This is a genomic window from Pseudoalteromonas luteoviolacea NCIMB 1942, from assembly GCF_001625595.1.
GTDB lineage: Bacteria > Pseudomonadota > Gammaproteobacteria > Enterobacterales > Alteromonadaceae > Pseudoalteromonas > Pseudoalteromonas luteoviolacea_A.
Genome location: NZ_AUXT01000157.1, coordinates 1 through 26,508 on the forward strand (window position 1 = coordinate 1; position 26,508 = coordinate 26,508).

Below are 26,508 nucleotides of genomic sequence, written 5' to 3' on the forward strand. Positions count from 1 at the left end.
GCGTCTATCGTAACGAAACAGCCTTTTATTTCTAACAGTGTCAAAATGCCTGGTAACGTATTCATTTAATTAGACTTTTATCAACGGGTGCTTGTCCTAAGACAACCGCATTTTCACACGTAAATACATTCACCATAAACAGTGCATCTCGTCTATCAGCTTGAGTAAACGAACCTTTTAATCGTCTCCCATCTAAGGCAATAACTTCACTATGAGTGAGCTTGCAACACGTTTTCATCCGAGATGAAAACGAATCTTGAAATTGTGCTATGTCTATGCGGCTCATTACTCGAGCAATGGTATCGTGGCGAGGAATGCCATTTTTAAACGGTACAAACTTTCTAAGCCAATCTAATCTATCGTGTCCAAAACCTTCAATATCTTCCCAATCTTGGCATCCTGAAGTGACAGCACTGACCGTTAATAATATGATATCAAAGAGCTTGTGGACTACTTTACCTTGTTGTCGAGGGTCATCAATTGATTCAAAGTACTTAAAAAGTTGTGGTTGAGAAATGAGGGTGTTACTTAAAAAAAGAGTATAAGATCATACTTTTAAGTCAAGGTAAAGTTTGCGATCTTGCCCTGACTTTTATCCTTGTAATGCTTCACCTCAATAGATTGCTAAACTTCTTCGCAATTGTTGACAGCTTTATTTATCCCCCATTTTAGAACTGGTATTCTATCCCCATTGCATACCCAAAGAGCCAAACAGTATGATTGACGACAAAGAAGAAATTAGCACCTTAGTAGAGTTAGAGTCACTTTTGACTTTAGTGGAAAATGGAGGATTGGGGTTGGAAAATGTAGCGGGCATTGCGCTTGCAATACATAATAGCAGTGGCAGGCCGTTTGTAGCGGTATTAGATGATAACCATCAGCTTTTGCTAGGGCGTTGGGTTACCCAGGAGGTTTTTGAAAATGGTAAAGACCTAGTAAGGGTTGGTCCTAAAAAGCACCATTAGTTTTTTCGCCTGTTGAGTTAAAAGCGCGGTTTCGTCGTTTTTAGCTCTGCTAATTTCAGTGATATTTGAAACTCATCGGTATCTTGCATTGTTATAGTATTTCATCTTGCCCTATTTTTACTCACCTCAAACCTTTCTCAATTGCCTATCTGATGGTTAAAATGACGTCTTTGTACTGATTTGACCGGTAGGTTGAAATAGTAAGAAGTTTATAAACATTAGGAAAATTCGCGTGTCGACAGCTGAAACGGTAAAACAGAATGAGAGTGGGGTTATCTCATTTATAGAAAAAGCCGGTAAGAAAATCCCTGATCCCATCATTATATTTATATGGTTCACCCTAGGTGCCTTTGCTTTAACGGCCTTCATCGGAGGCTTAACTTTTGAAACACAAGGAGCTGATGGGAACCCTGTGATCCATACGATTAAAAACATGACTGATCCTGCGCATGTAGTATGGTTTTTTGACAATGCCCTATTACAAAACTGGCTTGGATTTGGTAACGGTATACTCGGTGTGATCCTGATCGTTATGCTCGGTGTAGGGGTTGCTGAAAGCTCGGGCTTATTTAATGCGGTAATTAAGAAACTAGGAACTCGATTAAAAGACAAATACTTAGCACCAGCACTGATATTCTTGGGGATTATGAGCTCAATAGCGACAGATGCGGGTTATCTAATTTTAATCCCACTTGCCGGTTTACTCTATGCTGGGCTTGGCAAAAATCCATTGATTGGTATGGCTGCTGCATTTGCAGGGGTTTCTGCTGGGTTTAGTGCAAACTTACTCCCTGCAACACCAGTTGATGTTGTCATTGGTTTAAATGCACAGATCTTTGCTGAATCACAAGGCGTTCCGTTTACCGATGCGAATGGCAATGAATTAACGCCAGCAACTATGCATTATTACTTTATTTTTGTATCTACCTTTATGCTAGTCGGTATTGGCGCGTGGGTAACCAAAAAATTTGTAGAACCGCGACTGTCGAATATGTCCTACGAACTACCACAAGGCATGGACTTATCTGATTTTGCGGTTACAGAGCAAGAAAAGAAAGGTCTTAAAGCTGCATTGTGGGGGTTATTGCTATCATTGGGTTTGGTTTTATTACTCGCTATTGGGCCATTGGCTCCTTACGTTGATGAGTCTGGAAAAACTATCACACCTTACTTAAATAATGTCATTTTACTCATCACTTTAGTCTTCACGATCGTAGGTGCAGCGTTTGGTGTAGCAACAAGCAAGTTCAAAAGTCTACAGGATGTTGTACAAGCCATGGTCGCACAAATGAATACAATGGGTTATATCCTTGTATTGACATTCTTCTGTTACAACTTCTTAGGTATTTTGGGGTATTCAGGGTTAGGTACCTACATCACATATATTGGCGCGAGTGGTTTATCTGCGCTTGGTCTTCAACAATTTCCAATTCTACTGATTATTGGTTTTGTTATTACTACTGGATTGATAAACCTGTTTGTAGGCGGGTTAACATCAAAGTGGATGCTATTAGGACCTATTTTCGTCCCAATGTTATATCAGGTTAATCCAGCCATGACGCCAGATTTGGTTGCTGCGGCATATCGAGTAGCAGACTCATCTACTAATATCATTACGCCAATGATGACTTATGCAGGTGTTATTTTAGCGTTTATGCGCAAGTATAAGCCTGATCTAAGTTTTGGTGAGGTTATTGCTATGATGGTCCCATACTCAGTGGCATTTTTGATTTTCTGGACTTCACTTTTGGTTGGCTTTTTTGCCTTTAACATTCCGTTTGGCTTCTAATATCGAAGTATAAAAAGTGAAGGTAAACGCATCAATTAACTGCAAAAACGCCGCGTGACCTATGCGGCGTTACCTTTTTAAGCCCTTTTACTTTTTAAATCCAAGTTCACTTTATAGATGTGATAATTGTAAGTGGTAATGATTTGCGTTAGCATTTATTTAAATTAAACATCTAGGTATTCAACATGAGAAAAGAACGGCCAACTAATTTGGCAATTCAAACCATGGCATTACCCATTACTGCGTATGCTTCAATTTTGCACAGAGTAAGCGGCGTCATTGTGTGGGGCGCGGCTGTGGTTTTACTGCCATTGCTAATTTTTGCAATGCAATCAGCACAAAACTTCGACACGCTAAGTACTGTTTTTAATGAAATTTTTTTTGCGCAATTTGTAGTTTGGGGCTTGTTGACAGCGCTTGGCTATTATTGCTTGGGGACGCTTAAACATATTATTCAAGAGTTTGGATATTTCGAAGAGCTCGCCAGTGGCTGTATTATTTCTCGCGTTGCGATTGGTTTAGGTGTGTTACTGAGTATCGTTGTGGGAGTATTGATATGGCTATAATGAACATTGCGCGCTCGGGTACTAAACAGTGGGTTTTGCAGCGTATCAGTAACTCAATCATTGTGGCGTACAGCATATTGATTGTTGTGCTGTTGTTGTCTGAGCCTGTAAGCAGCCACCAAGCATTAGTGCATATGTTTACACCACTGTGGTTTAAAATTGTAACAACGCTCAGTGTGTGCGTGTTTGCTTTTAACGGGGTGATAGCCGGCTGGCAGATTGCCGGTGATTATGTTAAAGGCGGTGCCATCAACAAAGCCTTTAACTTAGTTTGTGTGTTGTTGAGCTTGTCTATGCTCTTAACCGTCACAAAACTCATCTGGCTATAATACAACAAATGTTAGTCGTACTGCTCTTCTTCTAGCGGGAAGAGCAGATCAAATAAAGGCGCGATTACACTCACTGCAATTAAAGCAGCAGATAAGGCCCAGAGATAGTTAAGCTCAGTATTTGTTTCAATTGCCCACGATACGCTCATACTAAGCCAAAACACATTAAACAGCATAATGTAAAAATTGGGCTTTAATGACTTGGCACAATGTTTACAGTGAACCGGTGCCCTATTTAGCAGTGGTGCTCGCTCACTCAATGTCAGCGGCTTATTACAACAAGGGCAAGGACGTGTGGCAAAATCTTTTAGCATAAACTAGACTGTAATGATAATTATTATCATTACAGTCTAGTTGTTTTATACTGCAATTGAAACCCTTAATTGACAGCGGACATACTTTTTATTGAACAAATGTTAGAAGTGCACTTATTGTATTTCTTGCTGGGTAATGTGGTGATGCTAATAAGGAAAGCTGCGCAGACTTCCGTGTCTTTGCTTGAATAATCTTAAAATAAATTAAATGAACCCCAATCCAAAGCCAGCGAGCATAAAGGTTAGGACAAGCCAGATTATAGGGAGCTTAAGCTGTTTCATTAGGAAAAATCCAACGAGTACAAGGGCGAGGTCCAGCGGTTGCAATACTGCGCTGATGAAGATCGGTTGATACAAAGCCGCAACCAATAGCCCAACAACCGCAGCGTTTACACCACTCAATGCGCCTGCAACCCGTGGCATTTTCGCCAGTGCTTGCCAGTTTTTTAGAACAGCTAAAAGGAGTAAGAAGCCTGGCAAGAATACGGCTAATGTCGCGACGAGGGCTCCAGTCAGTGGGTTACTGGGCATCAATTCGTAGCCGATGTAAGTTGCAAAGGTAAACATTGGACCCGGTACAGCTTGTGCTGCGGCATAGCCAGTTAAAAAAGCGTCTTGGCTAAGATTGTCGCCAACGATATTTTGCAGCAGTGGTAACACAACATGCCCACCACCAAACACTAAACTACCCGCTTGATAAAAATCGTTGAATAAACCAATGAGTGGTGAAAAAGAGGTGATGAAGGGCAAGCCCACCAGTAATACGGCAAACAAGACTAGAGGTACGTAACTTGGCTGAAAGCTTTGCGGTTCTGGTGTAGTGGTTGCTGGTTTTAGGTGTTGAGCGCCTACCATAGCCGCGAGGACTAGCACACCGATTTGAGTCATAATACTGGGGGCAGCAAGCAGCGCGATGGCGGTAACGACACATAATCCGGCTGTGAGTGTACCCTTACAAAAGTTTTTGTACATGCCCCAAGCAGCATCGGCAACGACGACAACGGCAAGTAGTTTCAGGCCGTGTACAACATTTTGAAATGCACTGGTATCGGTAACTTGGCTGGCAAGTACGGCAAGTCCTATCATGATGATCACTGAAGGCAGTGTAAAACCTAAAAAAGCCGCACACGCACCAGGTAATCCACCGCGTTTGTAGCCCAGTGCAAAACCTACTTGGCTGGACCCTGGACCCGGTAAAAACTGACTTAACGCGACAATTTGTCCGTATTCATTGTCATCTAACCATTTGAGTTTCTCAACAAAGGTTTGCCTAAAGTAACCTATGTGCGCAGCCGGTCCGCCAAAGCTTACCCAACCGAGCAAAAAAAATAGTTTGAATATTGAAAACATGATGAAGACTTTATTTTAAGTAATTTTTTAATCGTGCGTATAGGTTAAAAAATGGATTATAATTAATCAAATTAATAGTATTTATTAAAATTATGAATAAAATAGGATTGCGGTGAGTTTCTCAGATTTTCAGTGGCGAAACATAGATTTAAACTTGTTGGTAGCCTTTGCTTATTTATATCGGTATGAAAGTGTTAGCATTGCTGCAGAAAAAAGCTGTGTCAGTCAATCTGCGATGAGCCATAGTTTGGCACGTTTACGGCGCTTATTTGATGATGTGTTGTTTGAGCGTCAAGGGCATAAAATGGTCCCAACAGAGCATGCACATGTTCTCGCGCCAACGGTAAACCAAATACTTGACTCAGTAACCCATGATCTTTTAACGACTGCAACCTTTGAACCAAAGGAGTATCGGGGAGTTTGTCGGATTGGTTTAACTGATTATGCAGAAGTTATTTTTGCCCCGCTCATTTACGATGCAATTCGTCAACAGGCACCTTATGCTCAGGTGAGTTTTCTCAATGTTAATCGGAGCAACTACATCGCATTGGCAGAGCAAGAAAAGTTAGATGTCATCATCGGTAGCATGCCGGAGCTACATCATTCATTTCACCGAGCATGTCTTTATACGGAGCGCCACGTATGTGTAGCTGATCCCGAGATGATTGATGTTGAAAACGGGTTAAGTATTGAACAGTTTTCAAATATTGAGCATGCTTTGGTGAGCCCTGATGGCCAGCTTTCGACGCAAGTAGATAAAACGCTGAAAAATATTGGTTTATCTCGCAAAGTAACCGTCGCAACCCGTAACTTTTTAACCGTACAGTTTTTATTAAAGCAACGTCGTTTAATTGCGATTGTACCGCAGAAAATGGCCGAAATCGCATGTTATAACAATGGACTTAAGTACTTTTCACCACCTATAACAGTGGCTGATTTTGATATTTCTATGCTGTGGTTTAGTCGCAAAGAAAGAGAGGATAAAAACAACTGGCTACGACAATTGATACAAGACGCCATTACCTCACTGCCCAAAACGGAGTAAAGCCATGCTTATACACATGGCTTTACTCTCTGCTACTCCATCAGTTTGATCGTGATAAAGCCAATTGTGTCAGCACTTTGAAAATGGACCCCCTCCGCAAAATCGGTATCACTGCGGGCACTATTTAGTAAGGTGATTGTACCTTGTGGCTCGGTTGCTTGGTTTGCAGCAGAAAATGTTACGCCGCTGTCGCTGCCTGCATCATACACCTTTAGTTGGATTGTCTGTTCATTCAGCCACTGGCTATCATTAAATAATGAGAGACTGTTAATACCTATAAACCAATCAGGACTGGGGGCAACCATGGAGACTACGCTGAGCAATGGAAAGTCTTGACTGGCTTCAAAGGTCATACTCACACTCTGACTATTGCCGGATATGCCTGACTCGTCGATAAGATAATTTGAATAGCCCTGATTTTGAATATTGCTGATCTCTTCTTTCAGTGCGGCTTTAGATCCGGTTTCAGCCATACTCACAATACCGGCCGACGCGGACTCTCCGCGCTGAAATATACGCCCTTGGGCGTTATGCGTAAGCCCGATGACTGGTGAAAAGTGGGTGCCGCTAGGGTAGTTAGTCGGAAAAGTCTGTGCGTCCCAAGTGCGAGTAAATGTTAATTCATACGTGGCGTTATTTGATGCTGCTGGCGGCGTCGTTGGGGTTGTCGGTGTAGTAGTATTTTCGGAAGCCGTTGGTGTACTCGTGTCACTACTACTGCTACCTCCACAGCCAACTAACGTGAGTACAGCGCTGAGTGTTACTAATTTGAATACATCATTCATATCTAACCTCTAAAGGTAAGGGAGCCTGTGAAACACAGACCTAGCATAACGCAACTATCTTTCAAAATTTAGTATAAATTATACTCACTTTTTACAGGTTAAAGTTTTATCGCTTTTTGCATAATGTCTCTGCCCTCTGTTTCAACGTAGCTGAGAAATACGTTTGCAATGGGCGATTGCACTTTACGCTTGGTCCATGAAAACGACCATTTTGAACGAATTGGTAATGATTCTACGTTAATGACTTTTACGTCATGTATCTCACCAAAAGCGAGTGTATGTGAAGAGAGAATCGACACGCCAAGTTTTGATAAAACTGAGTGAATAATGGCTTCGTTACTGGCGATGGTCATTTTTATATTTGGTTTGACGTCCTGATTTTGAAAAAAGGCTTCCGTTGCGTAGCGCGTTCCTGAACCAGATTCACGAATTAAAAAATCTTCTTGGCAAAAGTCTGCGAGCGTTACACGTTGTTGTTTACTAAATGGATGAGAAGCTGGTGCAATTGCCACCAAATCGTTAGACATAAACTCAATGACTTCGAGGTCGAGACCTTCAGGAAGGTGACTGAAAACATAAAAATCATCTAAGCCTTGCTCTAGGCGTTCAATTACCTGTTGTCGATTTGCAACTGTAAATTGAATATCAATACCGGGATAACGCTCACAAAACGGGCCGAGTAAATGAGGTATAAAGTATTTTGCCGTGGTGACACTAGACAATCTCAATGTGCCTGACTTTAGCCCGCGCAGGTTTGACAAGTGCATGTCTAACTCTTCGCAGTGTTGCAATATTTGTTTGGCAGTTTCAACAGTAGCTAGACCTGCATCGGTGAACTTTAGCTGTTTGCCAATTTGTTGATAGAGAGGAAAGTCGATGGCTTCAGCAAGCTTTTTTAGCTGCATAGATACCGTGGGTTGAGTTAGAAAAAGCTTTTCTGCCGCAGCTTTTACACTGCCACCTTCATACAACGCGAGAAGGATTTCTAGTTGCCTAAATGTACCAATATGTGCGTGTAATCTGGATGCCATATGTATGCCTGTTTATATGATTAGATTATTATCTATGAATTGATTAGTTACTATCTATTTTTATCTATATTTTTATTTTTGTAAAATCCTCAAAAATAACGAGGAGAAGTGTATGACGCTTAAAAATCTGGCATTGCCTTTCATAACGAGTTTTTGTCTTTTAGCCTTTTCTTATTTCAGCGTGCAGATTGGTACCAGTGCTGTGGGTTTTACCGTTCTTGCTCTTTCTTTGTTAGTTGCAGCGGTTATACATAACTTCAAAGCTTCAACTGCTAGGCGATCTACATCTTATACAGCTGAGGTAAAGTCGTAAATGATAGACGCGGTAGTCGCATTTTTCGTGCTCGGTATTCTTGCTCAGTTACTGGGTGCCAAAGTCCCATTTACGGATGGGTTGTACAAATTTCTAAGCATGTTTTTGATGATAGCCATTGGCTTAAAGGGCGGGATAGCATTACAACAACATGTTAATTCTTCGTTATTACTCATGTCGGTTGCAGTCGTTGGGTTTGGTTTACTGTTACCGCTAGTCGCATACCCATTACTTAGATATTTTGGTCAATTGGACAAAGTTAATGCAGGTGCTATTGCTGCGCACTACGGCTCTGTAAGTGTAGCTACCTATGCAGTGGCTGTTGCATTGCTTGAGACCAGTAATATCGTGTATGAAGCGTACTTCCCTTTATTTGTTGTGTTACTTGAAATGCCGGCAATTGTGGTTGGCTTGGTGCTGGCTAAAGGCAACTTTAAAATTATCAATCGAGCGTTTGTTAAAAAAGAGCTGGTTGCAAATCAAAGCATTTTGTTAATGGTTGGCAGTTTAATAATTGGTTTTGCTGGTGGTGAAAGCGTACAAAAGCTGACGCCGTTTTTTGTTGAATTGTTCCCAGGCATTCTTGCCTTGTTTTTATTAAAAATGGGCTTGGTTGCCGGTGCACAATTAGGTGCGTTAAAAAAGAACAGCGTGTTTTTAATAAGCTTTGCAGTCCTTATGCCCATGATAGGAGGGCTGGCCGGTACTGGGTTGGCGCTACTATTAGGTTTTAGCGCAGGTGGTATTGCTTTAATGGCGGTCCTTGGCGCGAGTGCTTCGTACATCGCAGTGCCAGCTGCAATGAAAGAAGGTTTGCCAGAAGCGAATGCGGGTATGTCCATTACCGCTTCACTGGGTATAACGTTCCCGTTTAATGTGCTGATTAATGTCCCCTTCTTCATTGCGCTTGGGCAATTTGTTGGCGCATAGTCCACATTTTAATCTTTTATGTTTTTACTGACGTCCAATGGGCGTCAGTGTACATTATGCTGCATAGCATAAAGATATAAATAGGTAAGAAGCCGTGACGGAAAAGAATTTATTAAAAGCAGAGCGCGTCTCATATATTCTCGAAGAATTGCAAGCACGCTATCCAAACCCGCCTATACCACTCGACCATAACGACCCCTATACCTTATTGGTTGCCGTGCTGTTGTCTGCGCAGTGTACCGATGAGCGTGTGAATAAAGTGACGCCAGCTCTTTGGCAATTGGCCGATAACCCGTTTGATATGGCAAAACAATCTGTTGAAGATATTCAAAATATAATTCGCCCCTGCGGTTTATCGCCACAAAAATCTAAAGCTATTAAGACGCTTTCTGAAATTTTAGTAGCTGATTATGATGGTATTGTGCCAGAGGATATGGAAGCGCTTGAAACTTTGCCTGGGGTTGGGCATAAAACCGCGGGCGTTGTGATGGCACAGGCATTCGGTGTACCTTCATTTCCCGTTGATACGCATATTCACCGCCTAGCCCAGCGTTGGGGACTCACCAATGGCAGGAATGTGGGGCAAACGGAAAAGGATTTAAAACGTCTATTTCCTAAAGCGTGTTGGAATGATTTGCACTTGCAGATTATTTATTACGGGCGAGATTTTTGCACTGCAAGAGGGTGTGACGGTACGGTATGTCCTATTTGTACAACTTGCTATCCCAATCGCAAAAAGCCAAAGTTGGTTAAAAAGCCATAGTTGTTTGCTCAAGAGCTGTTTAGGGCATAGGGTCTAAAACAAATATGCCAAATGAGATGCAAGGTATTACAAGTTGAGCAACTGATCCCTTTTAAAAATTGGTTTGATGGTGAGCTGACTGGCAAAGTTCCCGCGTTTTGACGCGGTGGTTCCGCTTTTTACCCGAGTAATAAAAAGCACGTCGCACTATATTAAGTGGGTGAGCCAACCACACCGAGGCGTGTTTCTCTGATCACTTGGTTAAGTAAATGTGAGTAATAGAGAGCACGCCTTTTTCATCTGGTGTAGATTTGTCTGTTTAAGTAATTGCTAAATAGTATGCTGCAGGGCTGCAAGCTCTTGATGAATGGATTGTACCAGTTCCCTTGGTAAGCAAAGCTGGTGAGCAAGCGCCTGTAAATATTGCTGCGATACGCTTTGTTGTAAATCAATGGCACTGGCACTGGCTGTATATACTTCTATGCCTGTTTGTGCATCAGGAACTGCTTGGACAAGTTCGGTTAAACTCATAGGCTTTCTTAGCTCGTCAAACAGCATCGCTTTTTCAGTGACACTTAACGCCATAGTCTCGACTTGTGCAAATATTTTTTGTCGCTCTGTTTCGTCGATGTGGCCATCGGCATAGGCTGCCGCAATCATGGCACGCATTATAATTAACTGGCCAGAACCACCATCTTTTTCAGCAACTTCCTCAAAGCTTTGTTCGGGCATTTTGGCTGGTGCAAAGTCGAATGTGCTACTTGGTTTACTGCGCCCAGCTATGGCTTGGTCATAGGCTGCACTGTCTCTTTGTTGATTGGATGCCTGACTTTGTTCTGAATACTGTTTATATGCTTTCCACGCCAAGCCCCCTACGGCTGCCAATGCCCCATATTTTATGGCTTTTTTACCGGTTTTTTTCCCCTTTTTACTACCCAGCAACGAGGTCAATCCACCGCCAGCAACCCCACCTAAAAATCCATTTAATGCGCCAGATTTATTGAGGCTTCCTACGAGTTTTTGTAATTCTTTCATCGCTGTCTCCTTGTTTTTGGTTTTACTCAGAGTAGGTGAAATGAGATGCTTTGAAAACCACCATTTTGTTACAAATCGATTCAACCGCGGAATGGTTTCGCCGGCAAGTTTAGAGGTTGAGTGAAGAATATTGAGGCGCGTAGGCAAGTGTTCACATAATATTCATCACGATAAAATACGCCATGCTCCTATCCCATTACACTCATATTGGCGCGTCGCTAAGCAACTCTTTAATTGGAATTTGATAAAATAAAGCAAGCTGTCTTGCTGTGCGGTGGTAAACACGATATCCGCATTCTGCACGTTTTAAAGTGGCGATTGAAACACATAAAGCGCGCTCTTGACACGCACATGCGAGTTTCTCTTGGCTCAATCCTAAGTCCCGACGCAATTGTTTCAGTCTTTGACTGTTTAGCTGAACTCGGCCATCCATTTTTAACTCTCCTTACAAGGGGTAAGTAAGCCTAGCAATGACTCTAAAGCTTCGCCAATCACGCAAAATAAAAGTGTGTTTTTTAATGTGTACGGCACTGTCAGAAATGTTGCACAGTACGGCGTAAACCCGCACCAAGCATGATACCAAACTGATACTAACCTGATACCGATAAGTGCTGAGGAGGTGTCTACACTTGGAACCAAATTCAAGGCACGCTGATTACCAGTGTGCTGTTCACTTAAAGAGATAAAAGGAAAACGTTATGTCTCAAGCAAATCGTATGTTAGGTGGGTATGGTCCAGTGGTTTTAGCACAGGATTTTGATAAGGAATATATCAGCGCATTTGAGCATATCAATCAGCGAGAAGGTTTTGATATCAAGCCATTAGCAGGACAATCACAAGTCGTAAATGGCACAAACTATGCGTTTTACTGCTTTGTTTCACCTATTGTTGCACCAGGCATTCCGAAGGTTAACCGTCTAGAGCTGATTGTGATTAATCAGTTGGGGGATCAATACACTGAACTTAAGGATCATGTCTTTAGTGAACCTGTATTAGTGCCACCGATTGGTTCTTTTGATTCTGTTGCGCTTCGCAATGATTTTAGCGACGCAGAGCGTCAAACCGCAGAAAAAATTGAGTCTATGATTGGTGTTAAATATGACATTTTGGCAGCTCAGCAACAGGTTGTAGCAGGTCTGAACCTTGCGTTTTACACCCTTGTAGAACCGGTTACACCAAATGCTCAAGCATTTTTCGCTCGCCTTGATGTGTATGTCAATTTGCGTGGTGAAATTGAAAACGAAAACCTCGTACATATTCATCCATAATATGTGCGCCACGGTTTAGTTGACCCTAAACCGTGGCAGTCTAACTGCATTGCTTACAAGCTAGCCAAAGAAACTGGTGCGCTGGTTTGAGATTTTACGGCATCGAGTACCTGCACTAAGGTGTTGTGCTCACTTTGCGCATGGGCCTTCAACCCGATCAACGTGATGTGGCCTTTGGCTGCTACTCTGGCGATATTGATTGCGATTGTGTCCACATCGATTTGCCTTCCGTTTAGATAAATTTGATTCTTATCATCAATATTGATTTGTGGTGTCAGTGTCGGCGTGAGAGCTCGTGCGGCTTGATCTTGCTTACTTATATCCAATACAGGCTCTTTAGAAAAGCTCGCAGTAACGATAAAAAAGATAAGCAGAATAAAGACGATATCAAGCATCGGATTCATATCCACATTAGCACTAGGTTGCATCGTAAGTTGATGTTTTTTAATCATATGGGCACTCCTTAAGGATGGCTACGCGAATTTGTAGTTTTTGTATGGGTATAACGCAGCATGAACAAAAAAGGGGTGATTAAAATGCATTTAAATTGTAGAGAGCACGATTTTTGAATAGTGGATTTAGTATAAAAGTTCAAAACCAAACGTATTTCATACAAGTGTTTAGGCTTGTTACACAAGCACACAAATAGAAAGGGTTTGTAACAGTGTTGTACACTTTTTGACTGGGAAACTGAGGGGGGGCGTGATGGAATGATCTTAATATCAATTAAAGCAAGGAAAGAAAAATGAAAATGTCTCTTATTGCCGCAGTAGTATCAGCCACTATGTTGTTTGGTGCGCCTACGGTTTTTGCCAGCGATTCTAAGGCGCATAAAGCGCAATATCGTGCAGTACTTAAAAATGAACTTTCCAAGAAGCAGCCTGGTGCGGTCGCACTTATCAGTAAAGAAGGTGAGGTCATTTTTAAAAAGGCCATCGGCAGTGCAAACCTTGAATTAAATGTACCGCTTAAGGCTAAAAATGTTTTTAAAATAGGTTCCATTTCTAAGCAATTTACCGCCGCCGCAATCATGATTTTACAGGAGCGAGGTAAACTTTCAGTACACGATGATATCCATAAATATGTGCCGGATTTTCCAACCGAAGGGCACGTTATAACCATCGAGCAGCTGCTAACCCATACCTCAGGTCTTGCCAATTACACCGAAGACAGAGAATTGATGTTAAAAGAGATTCAGGCGCCTGCAACACTTGATGAGATCTTAGCTAGGTTTGCTGTTCACCCAATGAAGTTTCAACCCGGTGACGCGATGGCTTATTCAAATACCGGTTATGTGTTGCTAGGTAAAATTATCGAAGTAGCAAGTGATCAATCTTATGCGGACTTTATCGATGAACATATCTTTGACAAATTAGGTATGAAAAATAGCCACTATGCAGGTCGCCAAATTATCAAGCACCATGTATCAGGGTATGAACTGAGCGCCAAAGGGTATGTGAATGCCGGCTACATAGATATGATTTGGCCGCATGCAGCAGGCGCGTTGTCATCTAATGTATTCGATTTGAATATTTGGTACTCCGCGCTTGCGAACGGTGTATTGATCAGTGAGCAAAGCTATCAGCAGATGTTAGCACCGGTGACTTTGAACGATGGGAGCACATCAAATTATGGCTATGGTCTGGTTACGACCACCGTGGGAGAGTATCAGGCCATTGGTCATGCTGGTGGTATTCACGGATTTGTTTCGGATGCTGTGTATATTCCTGAGGAGTCGCTTTATGTTGCTGTACTTGCTAACTCAACAAATCGCAACCCACAGGTGTTGACGCAACGTCTGGCCGCAAAAGCGTTAGATTTGCAGAGCCCAAGCTATAAAGAAATCCAATTAACATCACAGCAGCTAAAAGCGTTTGAAGGCGCATATCAGTTTGAAAGTGGCGCTGTGCGTCGAATTGAATATCACGATGGAGATTTATATACACAAGAGGGGGATGGTTATATCGCTGAGCTATCGCCTGCTTCTTCAGATACGCTATTTTTCGACCAAAGCACCGCATATATGAAGTTTGTTACCAATGAACAAGGTGACATAGTCATGAACTTGTACGTGAATTTTTCTGAAACTCCACTTAAAGCAATAAAAAGTCGGTAACAGTTAACAGCCAAAAGGAACGAGGTTCCTTTTGGCTTTAGAAAGTATCACAGATTAATTTAACAGGGTTAAATTGCTCACATTGCGTACACCTGGGTGGCTCATATAGTCATTCTTAATTCCCTCGACACGAACGTGCTTACCAATCAGCTCAGGGTTAAGCAATGGACTAAACGTATCACGCTGAGATGACTCAAGTTTAATGTATAGCTTGTTACCAGCATTGTTTGGATCAGTTAACTCCAGCGCGTATTTGTTATTGATTGCAGCTGTGATTGTGCCGGTTACGACAACTGGTTGGCCGTTATTCATGGCCAATACATCAGACACAGATAGATCATTGCCTTGATCTGGGTTGCCATTACCATTGCCAGATGAAACGGTAATGCTAGACACTTGGCGAACGCCTGGTTGGTTCATGTAGTTATCTCGTACACCTTTGATAACTAACGTGGCATTTAATATATCAGGGTTTAGTTCTGGACTGAACTGCGCGCGCTGACTACTCTCAAGTTTAATATTGATCGTGAAACTAGGATCGTTCAAGTCTTCAAGTATTAGAGCGTAAATACTGTTTAGGCCTGATTTAACTCGCCCTGTAAGCTCGATTGATTCACCTTGCGCTGTTGCAAGTACTTGCTCAACGGACATATACGAAGGTGCAATTTGTAGATCTGTCACATAGCGGAGCCCAGGCTCACCCATGTAGCTATTGCGTGTACCTGTGACAATGATGTTTTGATTAAGAATTGCAGGGTTTAGCTGTGGGTTGAAGTCAGCTCTTTGGCTGCTCTCAAGCTTCACGTAAATGTGGGTTGTAGGGTTGCTGAGATCGCTCAACTCCAGTCCGTAGATCCCATTGATAGCCGCAGTTACTTTACCCACGACAACAACAGGGGTATTTTGTGCAGCAGCCAGTGCATCAGTCACTGAGATTGCATTGTCAGGTGTTGGAGTTGGGTCTGGGTCCGGATCTGGGTTAGTTTGGCCATCGCCATATGGCGCATTAAAAGAGTTGTTTTTATAAGTGTTCGTATCCCAAGCGTTGAAACCAGAGGCAGGGGTACCCCAAGGTTGACCATTATTAGGATCTGACATCTCCTGAGAGGCCATCGGAGTGGGTGTTACGAAGCCACTGTAGTGACCATTTTGACCGTCAAAATACTGATAGCTTTCTGGTGTCGCCAGCCAGTTAATAATATTCACGGCTAGTACGGAAGCATGGCCTGGGTCTGTCCATCCCGGATATGTTCTTTTGGTGTTACCATTGTCTTGGCGGCGATATTTAGGCGTTGCATCTTCAATCGGTGAAGAATCACCGATAAATGCTGCTTTTCCTGCGCCTGACTTTGCAATGGCGGCATAAGGACCTTCAGCTTTACCACCAAAATACAACCCTTGGTCTTTAGCATGACGCCATTTTACTGGCGAGTCTGTCTCAGAAAAATACACTAGGCCCTTAGCTTTTTGCGGGTCTACGATGGCTAACGTTGCGCCTGCGGCCATCAAAATAGGGTCTACACCTTGGGTGATCCCTTCAGTTTGCGAGCTAGGCTCCACACCACTTACACCCTGCTTGTAGTCAACACCATTAAAACGAAAACGAATACCGAAGTTCTCAACTAGCCAGCCAGCATTTGCTGCTTTTGGATTACGCCAATCACCATAGGCACCGCCCATGTTGTATTTGCTGAGATCTGAGCGGTTGTAGCCATTAAAAACTTCGGTGGCATCCCATGTATTGAGGTTACGGTCTGCATCGTAGTGATCGGCAATGAAGAAGATGCCCTTACCGCTTGCAATATATTGTTCTAGGGCAGCTTGCTCAGCAAGTGTGAATGGGCGATTGGTTTCAGCTAGTACGAATACATCTGAATCCTTAATCGCGTCATAAGTAATAATCGCCTCATTGGTATTGCTGCCATTAGTGCGATCATCGTAGAAACGAATACGGCCATCATTATTTAAATCTATACCACGGTATTCTTTAACGGTATAGCCCTCTTGAACTAGCGCATCAGCGAAATCTGAGAATGCGCCGTCGATTACCCAGTCAGCGTTACCTTCTACGCCGCCGTGTGAGACATCAAAGTAAACGCTCTTACCGTTATTATTGGCAGCAGATGGTACCTTTACTGGTGCTGTGTTATTCCAATCATATGCTGCGGCAAGTGCAAAGTTACTTTGAGCAAGCAGGCCTGCACCGAGCAACAATGATAAGGTCAGTTTGTTCACTGTCATTTTTCAATTCCCGTTGTAATGGTTTATTTTTGACTGCCAAATTCCTAGATAGCTGCCAATGGGTGGAATTGGTGTGCAAATTATGAGTTGCACACCAAAAATAGGTAGAGTCTAGTGTTATTAGTTTTGCGGTTGTGTCAGATTGAGCTTATAGAGCGCAAATCCGTCGTCGTTGGTTTCATTAAGCGGTTCGATATGTTCAAATTGCACACTGTATGCTTTGGCCTCATCACTGTTTGAGCTCGTGAATTGGATTTGTACATTATTGATTGGGGCAAATGTCCAGTTCATATCTGCTGATGGATCTAACCCGTTACCGTCATTTTGTTCACTTTGATAAGTGATATAATTGGCAACAACTTGGCGATTCTCATCTGGTGAGTCGACCACTATTTTTTCTGCGCCGATGCTTGGGAAGTTACCTCCACCAGAGGCGCGATAGTTATTGGTCACCACCAAAAACTGCTGATCTTCTGTAACTGGTTTTCCTTCATATTGTAAAGCGATGATACGTTGACCATCAGACACTTTTTCACCTTTGCTGGTGTAACGAGCAGGTTGAGTAATATCTATTTGATAAGTGACACCATCGATGACATCAAAGTTATAAGAAGGAAAGTCAGGGTTTATCAGAGACTGCATTTCTGCGCTTTGTGGGTCAATTTGATTAAATTGCCCAGCGGACATTTCTAACCACTCTTTCACCTGTGCACCGTTTAGCTTTAGCACTTTCAGAACGTTAGGATAAATATACAAGTCTGCAACATTTCGATATGCTATGTCACCTTTTGCGATGTAGGTGTAGTCGTCAGCACCTCCGCGACCAGCTCTAAATGGTGCGCCTGCGGATAATACGGGTAAGTCCGAAAGCTCTGTGCCTTGCACGATTCTCTGGGTGTACCAAGTTTGCGCATCGGTGACAATCTGAATGGAAGGGTCGTCATTAACGAGCGCAAAGAAGCTATTTACTTGACTAGTAACTTTGGCGAAAGGCTTGTTAACCCAAGTACGTGTTTCTTCATGGTCATCATGGGTAGCCGCTTCGATTGTGGCATCACTAGTCACCAAAGAAATAACATTTCTATCAGCGTCTTGTTCGAATATGGGTTTTAGAGTTGATTGAGAGTCAGTAACCTGCCAACCACCCTCTTTGTAAGTGAGCGTAAGATCTATGATACCTAAATGGTTACCCCAAAAACCTGGCATAACTGCGGCAACGCCATTGATGGTACCTTTTTCTAAATCAATGCCTTTATCTTCCATGCCTGCATAGCGTGAACTTGGAAAATTAGCGTGTGCGTGGCCGAACATAATGGCATCAATACCTTCAACTTTTGACAGGTGATAACTGGCATTCTCTTTTTTATCGGTATGTTCAGAGGTATCTAACCCTGAATGTGGAATAGCAACGATGATATCTGCGCCTTCTTCTTTCATTTTTGGCACATATTTATTAGCCATGGCAACGATGTCTTTCGCGATGACTTTATTTTCGAGATTAGCTTTATCCCACTGCATAATTTGAGGCGGTACAAATCCGATATAACCAACTTTAATTGTTTGCTCTTTACCCTCTATGTCTTTGAACGTTTTGTCTTGGATTAAATATGGGGCGAATAAAGGCACGTCATTGGTTTCGTCATCATCACCGTCATATTTGAATACATTGGCAGAAATATAAGGGAAGTTGGCATCATCAATGGCTTCGTGTAAAAACTCTAAGCCAAAGTTAAACTCGTGGTTTCCAATATTTGCCACGTCGTAGTCCAGCGTATTCATTGCTTTATAGATTGGGTGAACTTCACCATCCGCTAGGTTTTTGATTTTTGCAATATAATCACCAAGTGGGCTGCCTTGTATTAGATCGCCGTTATCTACCAATACCGAGTTTGTTGCTTCTTCACGCGCTGTGTGGATCAAAGCTGCTGTTTTGACCAAGCCCACCTTATCGTCTTGTTTATCAGAAAAGTAGTTAAAGTTAAGTATATTAGCGTGAAGATCTGTGGTCTCAAGCAAACGTAGTTGTAGCTCTGTACCGATCGCAGGGCTAGGCTCTGGTTCTGGTTCTGGTTCTGGTTCTGGTTCTGGTTCTGGTTCCGGCTCCGGCTCTGGTGGAGGCGTTGGTACTGGATCCGGTTTATCAGTTCCTTGTGTTGGCGCTGGTGGCTTTACTTCTACTTTATTGTCATCTGAATCAAAGCACCCGGACAGTAGTACTGATGTACCACATAAAATAGCCAGCGGCAGTAACTTGGTTTTCATAGTCCCTTCTCTTTTTTGATTTTTGAGCGACTACTATAGAAGGGAAAAAAGACAAATAAGCTAAGAAAAAATGGCAAGTTAGTTCCAAAAATATGACATTTTCTGAAGTGCTTATGAGCACTGGGGAGCGTGACAAAAAGGACACTATTTTATTTTTAATCTTGTCATTTATATAAATTTATTAATTTTAAATATGGGTGAAAATATGAATTTATTTATCTTTTTTTTGAGAGCTTGATGCTAAGCAGTGCAAAACATTGCTTTTGATTAAAACTTGGGTACATTTAATAGGTTGTAAGTCAGTATGTGCGGGTTAAGTTATGTCTTCATTTGAAGAGCGATTGAAACAAGTAGAAGAAAGGCTAAATAGGCAAGAGCTCTTGGCGGCGTCCTTGGGCAGCGTGATCGGGGCCGCTATTTCAATCGCTATTTGGTTTCAAGTTTATATGTTTAACCCCAAGCTAGGTGTATTGATGCTACCTGTTAGTGGGGTTGTCATTGGACTCTTCGTGCGCTTTTTTGGGCGAGGGTACCTCGAATGGTTTTCGACAATAGCTTGTATGGTTTATGCGATTACAACGTTGGTTGCATGGTATATGGAGATAATCATTGGCGGACACATTCCTTTAATTGTACTGGCGGGACTCTTTTTTGTCGGGGGAGGGGTGGCTAATTACTTTGCTAAATTAAGTATGCCAATTGTGTTGGAAGAAGCTTTTGAACGCCTAAAGTTGTCGGATAACTTTCCAGAAAAAGGTACTAATATCAAAGGTATTACTGCGGTAGTTTTTTCGAGTACTTTGGCCTTGGGTGTGACCTACGGTGTTACATTCATGTTTGTCATCTTTAATTATCAACTGCAAAGCGTGCAAGAAGCCTCTGTTGAACAGGGGCAGCAACAACGCATTGCACGTAAGGAGATTGAAGTGACAGAAGATGCGTTATCTCAATTCACAACGAGTCAAGCGCTACTCTACGCACATGCTTATTTTAGCGGTTATAAGTTTACTGAATTGGGGAGTTATACACGAGACTTCCCACGTTCAATGCACAAATCTCAAATGATTCTAGAGCATTTGATGAAGGCTCGTGGCGATAGACGTGCTCAATTTATTTTGGGCGTACTGTTACAGGGGAATAGAGGCGAGCGGCTTGTTAATTTGGCGGCTGAACAAGGCGATCATTATGCTGTCTTGTACAAGGCATTTTATGCAGGATGCAATGAAGACGCTAATACGGGGAATCAAATTTTAGATAATTTATATCCTGCCGTAAAAGAGTCTGCAATTAAGTCAGAAATAGAAAGTGTGCGCTCTTATGGCTATGAGCCAGTATGTGAGGAAATTGCGAAAGCGCATTTTCCGCATAGCTTCGTTCGAGGTTATATAGACCTATTAAGATAACCTTGAAGTGCGATAAGTACACTTTAGTTCTAAGTACATCGCTGGTGGAACAGGGAGCGTTGTCGATATTGGTTGGGTGTTGTGCCAGTATATGTTTTAAAAGCACGCGTAAAAGGTCCTACTGAAGCAAACCCACACTCCAAGCCAACCACCAAGACTGACCAATGATGTTTCTCTGGGTCGATTAATATCTGCTTAGCGCGCTCGACTCTGAGCGTATTTATCAGCTGATTAAAATTTTTTGCATGTAAATGGTTTTTTAGTGCTCTACTTATTTTGTATTCAGGCACATTCAATGCTCTGGCAATGTCAGCAACTTTAAGGTTGGTTTGCAAATAGTAGTTTTGCTCTATGAGCAGTGATTGGACTTGTTTACCAAGCTCGGTGTCATTCTCAAGGTGCATATTGTGCGATGTTTCATTGGACCTAGATTGTGAATTTGATTGTTCACTAACTGTTTTTTCGCGAGTCGCGTTGGTTTTATTGAAACGCCAAGATAAAAGAGGTTGAAGGCTGACCAAAACACATAAGGTAATGCCTGAAATGATACTGGCGAGGACTTCTGGGCTTGATGCGAAGATACCTTTCACACTTTTGCTAACCAGTACAGCACAACCAAAAGTCACCATAAACAAGACGCGTTGCTGTTGTTCAGCTTTTCTCACGTGTTTGAAGCCTCGTAAAGCCTCCCAAAACGAGAGAACTAAAATACACGAAGATAGCAAAATGGTTGCTTCGCGAAGCAGGTGGCTGAATATAGGAAGCCAAGCTGGGCTTATCGCCCATTGGTGTGTTGCAAACAGGTAGCCTTGCTGGATCATGATAAGCGCTGCAATGGTCAGTGCAACAGCAAGATGAAGTAAGCCAATCGGATTTTTTTCTCTAAATAAGGCACGTGAAAAGAGCCAAATACAATTACAAGTGGCGCAAGCAGCCATGCCAATCAGATATTGATAAGGCCCGATCGTATCACCTGTAAGCTGTTTTAATGCAACCATAGATACGGAGCCGCAAAAGATTGCAAATAGAATATGGGCACTGTGTTTATCACGTACGGTCAATTGCGCCAGTAATAAAGAGAGGCTAACAGCAAGCAGCGTGAAATGAACATAAACAGGTTGCATAGAGAATTCCGCACAAATTAGACCTGTTCTATGGTAGTGAAAAGCCTCCACTTGCTCAATTTAGCTTTGTAAGAAATCTTTACTAAAAAGAGTGTGCCGAATTTCAAATTCGGTGCGACGAATTGATTTTTTATTGGCACCTTAGCAATTAAATCAATAGATTATGAAGGGGCTAGTATGATTTCATTAACTGTAAACAAACTCAGAGGTTTATCTTTCAATGCAGATAATACCCTCAGCGGTGCAATTAAAACTTGGGTTGTTGTGGCTTTGGCTGGGCAGTGGGCTTTTGCAATGTATATTTTGAGTTTGTATGCTCTGCCTTTGATGTTAGGTGCGATTGAAAAGGCACAGGCGGTGTCTGCAACACAGGGGTTAAATAGCAATATCGATCTCAACTCAACGATGTTTTTTGCCCATGTGTTGCCAGCTATTCTGATGGCCATGAGTGGTTTATTTCAATTGATCCCAAATGTGAGGACGCGGTTTCCACGGTTTCATCGTTACAACGGGCGGATGTTTTTTACACTAGGGCTGGTAGGGGCATTTACTGGGTTGTATTTGACTTGGATAACTGGGCACAGGCTCAGCGATATTGGCTCAATAGGTGTGACAATAAATGGAATTTTGATCCCAATTGCGATTTACTTTGCTTGGCAAGCGGCTGTGAAAAAGCGCTTTACACAACACCAGCGCTTTGCCGTACATAGCTTTTTACTAGTCAATGGGGTGTGGACATTTCGTTTGTACCTGATGGGCTGGTACATAGTTAATCAAGGTATGAATGGCAATACGCAAACTTTAGATGGCCCTGCTGATATTGCGCTTTCATTTGCATCTTTCTTACTACCAATGGCAATCTATGAAGTTATTTTATGGGGCAAAAAACAACGCAAAGAAAGTATCAAGTGGGGCATTTCAGCGTTGGCTTGCTTTGGCACGATAATCACTGTCATTGGTGTGATTGCAGCTGGCATGATGATGTGGCTGCCTAGGATCAGCGATATTCTCAAAGCGTTATTCTAGCTTGCACATTTAATAAGGTGGCAATGTATCACTGCCACCAAGGTGTGCTTATAGTTTACCTGCGTTCACTAAGTTGTGTAGCTCTTCAAGCGAAGCTGCGATTTTCACACCAGGAATATTGGTGCCAATCGTTGCTTCAAATGAACCTTCAACCTGAGAGCGAAAAGACGTGAATGAAATACGGTATACGCCTCTCACTAGAGATTCTGTTGGGTTATTGAGGTTAGTGGTTTGTCTCAATAAAGAGTTGTAGTAAGACCCACTTGGATTTGCAGGTAACTCGCGTGTGTCGTCGTTGTAACCCAATGGTTGTAATACCTTACCACCTTGCACGATTTTACCGCTATCAATGATGTTCATACGGTCAAATACGATATAGGTATCAAAAAACTTGGCGTTGTTTTTTTCCATACCTAGCGCGAAATTGTTGTGTACAAAGTCTTTATCAGTAGGTTTAGTTTCAACCGGCGATTGCATTGAAATTCCAATTTCATCAACGGCAGCTGGTACCCAAGCGTACAAATAGTAAGTATCTTTACCTTTGTATTTGCCTTCAGGTTTTACACTTGCATCGACATAGCCATAGTAATTGACGTAATTTGCATAAGGTGCGCGTACTTCTAATGGGCCAACACCTTGAGAGATTGAACTTTTTAGGTGAGGGCCTGAAGAGGTGCTCATGCACGCAGTAAGAGTTGAGAGAGAAAGCACAGCTAAAACCTTTCCCGTAGTTTTAAGCGTCATTAAATGACTCCTTGTCATGATTAAAATTAAGGCAAGTCTAGCCGCAATTTATGTAATTGCAACATGTTTTAGGGGGGATTTTCTCTGATTTATAAAATGTTTAATAATTCATCTGGCGCAGCGTGGGTTATGTATTTAGTTAAGAGCATCAATGTGCTTTTGCAGTGTGTCTAATTGCATCAAAATAGCCAAAAATTGCTCACCTAACTCGGTTACTTGATATTCGACTCGAGGTGGCAACTCGTTAAAACTAACTTTTTTCAAAATCCCGAATTCCACATTACGCTTGAGGCATTGATTGAGCACCTTCGTGGTTAGTCCATCAACACAGCGCACCATTTCTCCAGGCCGATTGACTCCATCGTTGAGTAGTTGATATACGGTGAGTGACCATTTGCATCCATAAATGGTTTCGACCATTTTTGCACTTTGACTTGGTGCAATTTTTCGTGAAACTTTTTTTTCTTTTGTATTCATAATTATGTACCAAAAAGTACCTAGCTTACCAATTTGTACTTACTATTCAATAAGTTCTCTTACACCTAATATTATCACGAATCGACAAACACTTTAGGTTAACATATGAACTTTAAAAAATCAGGTCGCGCTTTAATTGTGGGTGGTTCCAGTGGCATGGGCTACGAAACAGCGAAAACTTTACTCAGCCACAATGTATCCGTCACGTTAATCGCAAACAACGAAGATAAACTAAAAAGTGCAGAGAAAACTTTAAAATCATTTGGTGATGTAACAAGCGTGCAGCTGGACCTCTACAACCGCCAAGCAGTTCAAGAATATGTCCAAAGCCTATTCCAGTGTCAGCTGGAAGTGAGCTATTTGGTAAACGCGGCAGGCTATTTCTCACCATTAGCATTTTTAGAGCACAGCGATGGAGATTTCGACCGTTACCATGAATTGAATCGAGCACTCTTTTTAATCACACAAGCGGTAGCTAAAAATATGGTCTCAGGCGGAGGCGGGAGTATTGTAAATATTGGTTCTATGTGGGCGAAACAGGCAATAAAAGCAACTCCCTCGTCGGCATATTCAATGGCGAAAGCCGGCTTACATGCGCTGACTCAACATTTAGCGATGGAGTTAGCTCCCCACAATATACGTGTCAATGCAGTCTCTCCTGCTGTTGTGAAAACACCCATCTATGGTGCTTTCATTGAACCTCATGAAATTGACTCAGCGTTAAATGGCTTCAATGATTTTCATCCGATAGGGCGCATAGGGGAGGCGCATGAAGTGGCTCAAACTATCGCTTATTTACTCAGTGATAGCACGCAATGGGTGACGGGCGCAAATTGGGATATTGACGGTGGCGTTATGGCTGGAAGAAATTAAAGTGCATCGGCCTTTGGTATTTTTATATCAAGGGCTACTTAACAATGACGTCCATTATTGGGGAAAGCGAATATGCGTGAGATTTAATAAATCTAAATCGAATAAAAGAGCTAGTAATTACATTGTATTTCAAGGATATTCTTAATTAGAAAAACGGAACTTGATGTAAGGAGCGGCGACGTGAAAACAGTGGTGATTCTAGGCGGCTATGGCAACTTTGGAAAAAGGGTTGCAGCAGCACTTGCTCAGGACGCAGAGGTTAACCTTGTCATAGCAGGGAGAAGCCAAGTTAACGCACAAGCGTGTGTAGACAAGTTAAAGTCTGCGGCCAAAGCGCAACTCAGTCTATGGCAGATAGATATCTTTGCCGCTAGTTTTAGTGAACAATTGCGCCAACGCGATCCATTTTTAGTGATTCATACAGGTGGACCTTTCCAAGGCCAAGGGCATAGTGTGCCTCAAGCTTGTATTGACGCTAACGCACATTACATAGATTTGGCTGATGACAGGCAGTTTGTTTGTGATATTCATCAGTTAGACACGCAGGCAAAAGCGCACAAAGTGCTCGCTGTCAGTGGTGCGAGCTCAGTACCAGGTTTATCTTCAGCTGTCATAGAGCATTACCAATCTCTGTTTAAAGAGATTAAATCCATTGATATTGCCATTGCATCAGGAAATAAAGCAGAGCGAGGATTGGCTACAATAGCGGCTATTCTGTCTTATACAGGGCACCCTTTCCAAGTATTTAAAGGAGGGCGGTGGCAGCCTGCTTATGGTTGGATGGACGCCAATATAAATGACTTTGGTGGTATTGCGAAAAAACGAGGCTTAGCCAATGTAGATGTCCCTGACTTGTTGATTTTTCCTGAGCGATATCGTGTGACTGATAGAGTCTCATTTCAAGCCGGATTAGAGTTGCCCTTATTACACTGGAGTATGGTTTTTATGGCGACATTGGCTAAGCGTGGTTTAGTCAAAAACTGGGCGCCTTACGCAAAGCTGATCAGTTCGATGAGCAATCTATTGCTGTCATTTGGCAGTGACATTGGCGCTATGGAAGTACGTATCTCAGGGTTAGCACAGGCGCGTAAAGATGTAATTTGGCGGCTGTATGCACCAGACGGCCAAGGGCCTTATATTCCCACATTGTCGGCCATTATCATTGCAAAAAAATTACTGGCAGGCGATATCAATAAGCGGGGAGCGACACCGTGTGTTGGGTTGTTTGAGTTAGCTGATTTTGATGCGTACTTTGAAGATTTGGGCATTTATGCGCAAGTAGAGGTAACGCCGTGATAGAACCCTATTTTTTTGCCAAACTAATTCACATATTGGCTGCGGTTGTCGTGACAGGAACCGGCGCAGGGATTGCTTTCTTTATGTTTATGGCAAACCGTTCTAACAACCCGCAAGCAATTTATATTACGACAAAGTTGGTTGTTTTGGGTGACTGGTTGTTTACAACCCCGGCGGTGATCACGCAAGTTGTCAGTGGCATGTACCTTATGCATTTACTCGGCTATTCATTTGATTCTGATTGGTTTTATGCAGTGGCTGGGTTATTTATCTTGATTGGGTTGTGCTGGTTACCCGTGCTTAAAATTCAGTATCGTTTACGCGACTTAGCGCAGCTTGATGCGAACAAAAACCAAGTATCGAAAGAGTTTAAATCTTTAATGCGGACATGGACACTATTAGGCATTCCAGCTTTCGCTGCAATTTTGATTATCTTTTGGCTGATGGTGTTTAAACCACTCTCAGTTGTTTAATTTGTGGGGTG

At 42.4% G+C, this 26,508-nt stretch carries 28 protein-coding genes; 15 read left to right on the forward strand and 13 right to left on the reverse strand.

Features of this window, described 5'->3' with window-relative positions; genetic code table 11:
• Positions 1–61: 61 nt before the first annotated feature.
• Positions 62–517, reverse strand: coding sequence for an ISAs1 family transposase (locus N482_RS24300; protein ID WP_081227888.1), 456 nt, complete (start codon positions 515–517; stop codon positions 62–64).
• 199 nt (positions 518–716) lie between these two features.
• Here N482_RS24300 and N482_RS10975 point away from each other — a divergent pair, with 199 nt between their 5' ends.
• From N482_RS10975 to sdhD, 4 genes are all read left to right on the forward strand, one after another.
• Entirely contained in the window at positions 717–965 is a 249-nt protein-coding gene (locus N482_RS10975) for a hypothetical protein (RefSeq protein WP_063377081.1), read from the forward strand.
• A gap of 232 nt (positions 966–1,197) precedes the next feature.
• Positions 1,198–2,754: an AbgT family transporter gene (locus tag N482_RS10980; protein WP_063377082.1), complete on the forward strand. Its 1,557-nt coding sequence runs from the start codon at positions 1,198–1,200 to the stop codon at positions 2,752–2,754.
• A 185-nt stretch (positions 2,755–2,939) separates the two neighbouring features.
• Complete coding sequence (gene sdhC, locus N482_RS10985) at positions 2,940–3,320, forward strand: succinate dehydrogenase, cytochrome b556 subunit (RefSeq protein ID WP_063377083.1); 381 nt, start codon at positions 2,940–2,942, stop codon at positions 3,318–3,320.
• The gene (gene sdhD / locus N482_RS10990) at positions 3,311–3,649 is read left to right on the forward strand and encodes a succinate dehydrogenase, hydrophobic membrane anchor protein (RefSeq protein ID WP_063377084.1); all 339 of its coding nucleotides are present in this window, start codon (positions 3,311–3,313) and stop codon (positions 3,647–3,649) included. Before sdhC ends, sdhD begins: the two co-directional genes overlap by 10 nt.
• 11 nt (positions 3,650–3,660) lie before the next feature.
• Here the strand turns inward: sdhD and N482_RS24820 are convergent, their stop codons facing one another.
• Positions 3,661–3,798, reverse strand: coding sequence for a hypothetical protein (locus N482_RS24820; protein ID WP_155730565.1), 138 nt, complete (start codon positions 3,796–3,798; stop codon positions 3,661–3,663).
• A gap of 369 nt (positions 3,799–4,167) precedes the next feature.
• The gene (chrA, locus tag N482_RS11000) at positions 4,168–5,313 is read right to left on the reverse strand and encodes a chromate efflux transporter (RefSeq protein WP_063377086.1); all 1,146 of its coding nucleotides are present in this window, start codon (positions 5,311–5,313) and stop codon (positions 4,168–4,170) included.
• Between the two features lie 112 nt (positions 5,314–5,425).
• Between chrA and N482_RS11005 the strand changes: the two genes are divergently transcribed.
• Positions 5,426–6,358, forward strand: coding sequence for a LysR family transcriptional regulator (locus N482_RS11005; protein WP_063377087.1), 933 nt, complete (start codon positions 5,426–5,428; stop codon positions 6,356–6,358).
• Positions 6,359–6,390: 32 nt separating this feature from the next.
• Here the strand turns inward: N482_RS11005 and N482_RS24305 are convergent, their stop codons facing one another.
• Together N482_RS24305 and N482_RS11015 are read right to left on the reverse strand one after the other, a co-directional pair.
• Entirely contained in the window at positions 6,391–7,143 is a 753-nt protein-coding gene (locus tag N482_RS24305) for a spondin domain-containing protein (protein WP_081227890.1), read from the reverse strand.
• A gap of 98 nt (positions 7,144–7,241) precedes the next feature.
• Positions 7,242–8,174 (reverse strand): LysR family transcriptional regulator, encoded by a 933-nt coding sequence (locus tag N482_RS11015; protein WP_063377088.1) that lies wholly within the window; start codon positions 8,172–8,174, stop codon positions 7,242–7,244.
• A 112-nt stretch (positions 8,175–8,286) separates the two neighbouring features.
• Between N482_RS11015 and N482_RS11020 the strand changes: the two genes are divergently transcribed.
• The 3 genes from N482_RS11020 to nth all read left to right on the forward strand — a co-directional run bounded on the left by N482_RS11020 (position 8,287) and on the right by nth (position 10,180).
• Positions 8,287–8,487, forward strand: coding sequence for a hypothetical protein (locus N482_RS11020; RefSeq protein WP_063377089.1), 201 nt, complete (start codon positions 8,287–8,289; stop codon positions 8,485–8,487).
• A complete protein-coding gene (locus tag N482_RS11025; protein ID WP_063377090.1) occupies positions 8,488–9,417 on the forward strand; it encodes a sodium-dependent bicarbonate transport family permease in 930 nt (309 codons plus the stop codon).
• Between the two features lie 94 nt (positions 9,418–9,511).
• Positions 9,512–10,180 (forward strand): endonuclease III, encoded by a 669-nt coding sequence (gene nth / locus N482_RS11030; protein WP_063377091.1) that lies wholly within the window; start codon positions 9,512–9,514, stop codon positions 10,178–10,180.
• Between the two features lie 309 nt (positions 10,181–10,489).
• Here nth and N482_RS11035 read toward each other — a convergent pair whose 3' ends face one another.
• A complete protein-coding gene (locus N482_RS11035) occupies positions 10,490–11,194 on the reverse strand; it encodes a tellurite resistance TerB family protein (RefSeq protein WP_063377092.1) in 705 nt (234 codons plus the stop codon).
• A 202-nt stretch (positions 11,195–11,396) separates the two neighbouring features.
• Positions 11,397–11,627: a helix-turn-helix domain-containing protein gene (locus N482_RS11040; RefSeq protein ID WP_063374763.1), complete on the reverse strand. Its 231-nt coding sequence runs from the start codon at positions 11,625–11,627 to the stop codon at positions 11,397–11,399.
• 265 nt (positions 11,628–11,892) lie between these two features.
• Here N482_RS11040 and N482_RS11045 point away from each other — a divergent pair, with 265 nt between their 5' ends.
• Positions 11,893–12,462: a hypothetical protein gene (locus N482_RS11045; RefSeq protein ID WP_063377093.1), complete on the forward strand. Its 570-nt coding sequence runs from the start codon at positions 11,893–11,895 to the stop codon at positions 12,460–12,462.
• A gap of 53 nt (positions 12,463–12,515) precedes the next feature.
• Here N482_RS11045 and N482_RS11050 read toward each other — a convergent pair whose 3' ends face one another.
• On the reverse strand, positions 12,516–12,914 hold the full coding sequence (locus tag N482_RS11050) for an ExbD/TolR family protein (protein ID WP_063377094.1): 399 nt from the start codon (positions 12,912–12,914) through the stop codon (positions 12,516–12,518).
• 293 nt (positions 12,915–13,207) lie between these two features.
• Between N482_RS11050 and N482_RS11055 the strand changes: the two genes are divergently transcribed.
• On the forward strand, positions 13,208–14,578 hold the full coding sequence (locus N482_RS11055) for a serine hydrolase domain-containing protein (RefSeq protein WP_063377095.1): 1,371 nt from the start codon (positions 13,208–13,210) through the stop codon (positions 14,576–14,578).
• A gap of 54 nt (positions 14,579–14,632) precedes the next feature.
• Here N482_RS11055 and N482_RS11060 read toward each other — a convergent pair whose 3' ends face one another.
• Both N482_RS11060 and N482_RS11065 read right to left on the reverse strand, forming a co-directional pair.
• Entirely contained in the window at positions 14,633–16,819 is a 2,187-nt protein-coding gene (locus N482_RS11060; RefSeq protein WP_063377096.1) for a DUF6359 domain-containing protein, read from the reverse strand.
• A gap of 120 nt (positions 16,820–16,939) precedes the next feature.
• Positions 16,940–19,081, reverse strand: coding sequence for a bifunctional 2',3'-cyclic-nucleotide 2'-phosphodiesterase/3'-nucleotidase (locus N482_RS11065; protein ID WP_063377097.1), 2,142 nt, complete (start codon positions 19,079–19,081; stop codon positions 16,940–16,942).
• A 320-nt stretch (positions 19,082–19,401) separates the two neighbouring features.
• Here N482_RS11065 and N482_RS11070 point away from each other — a divergent pair, with 320 nt between their 5' ends.
• Positions 19,402–20,484, forward strand: coding sequence for a hypothetical protein (locus N482_RS11070; RefSeq protein ID WP_063377098.1), 1,083 nt, complete (start codon positions 19,402–19,404; stop codon positions 20,482–20,484).
• A gap of 29 nt (positions 20,485–20,513) precedes the next feature.
• Here the strand turns inward: N482_RS11070 and N482_RS11075 are convergent, their stop codons facing one another.
• Positions 20,514–21,608 (reverse strand): helix-turn-helix transcriptional regulator, encoded by a 1,095-nt coding sequence (locus tag N482_RS11075; RefSeq protein WP_063377099.1) that lies wholly within the window; start codon positions 21,606–21,608, stop codon positions 20,514–20,516.
• 177 nt (positions 21,609–21,785) lie between these two features.
• On the opposite strand from N482_RS11075, the gene N482_RS11080 reads away from it, so the two are divergent.
• Entirely contained in the window at positions 21,786–22,634 is an 849-nt protein-coding gene (locus tag N482_RS11080; RefSeq protein WP_063377100.1) for a DUF2306 domain-containing protein, read from the forward strand.
• Positions 22,635–22,682: 48 nt separating this feature from the next.
• Here N482_RS11080 and N482_RS11085 read toward each other — a convergent pair whose 3' ends face one another.
• Both N482_RS11085 and N482_RS11090 read right to left on the reverse strand, forming a co-directional pair.
• Positions 22,683–23,378, reverse strand: a complete 696-nt coding sequence (locus N482_RS11085) for a LipL32 family surface lipoprotein (RefSeq protein ID WP_063377101.1) — start codon at positions 23,376–23,378, stop codon at positions 22,683–22,685.
• Positions 23,379–23,513: 135 nt separating this feature from the next.
• The gene (locus tag N482_RS11090) at positions 23,514–23,855 is read right to left on the reverse strand and encodes a winged helix-turn-helix transcriptional regulator (protein ID WP_063377102.1); all 342 of its coding nucleotides are present in this window, start codon (positions 23,853–23,855) and stop codon (positions 23,514–23,516) included.
• A gap of 105 nt (positions 23,856–23,960) precedes the next feature.
• Between N482_RS11090 and N482_RS11095 the strand changes: the two genes are divergently transcribed.
• The 3 genes from N482_RS11095 (at position 23,961) to N482_RS11105 (ending at position 26,497) form a co-directional block, all read left to right on the forward strand.
• The gene (locus tag N482_RS11095; protein ID WP_063377103.1) at positions 23,961–24,728 is read left to right on the forward strand and encodes an SDR family NAD(P)-dependent oxidoreductase; all 768 of its coding nucleotides are present in this window, start codon (positions 23,961–23,963) and stop codon (positions 24,726–24,728) included.
• 180 nt (positions 24,729–24,908) lie between these two features.
• Complete coding sequence (locus N482_RS11100) at positions 24,909–26,024, forward strand: saccharopine dehydrogenase family protein (protein ID WP_063377104.1); 1,116 nt, start codon at positions 24,909–24,911, stop codon at positions 26,022–26,024.
• Positions 26,021–26,497, forward strand: a complete 477-nt coding sequence (locus N482_RS11105; protein ID WP_231100838.1) for a DUF2269 family protein — start codon at positions 26,021–26,023, stop codon at positions 26,495–26,497. The genes N482_RS11100 and N482_RS11105 overlap by 4 nt, the downstream gene beginning before the upstream one ends.
• Positions 26,498–26,508: the final 11 nt, after the last annotated feature.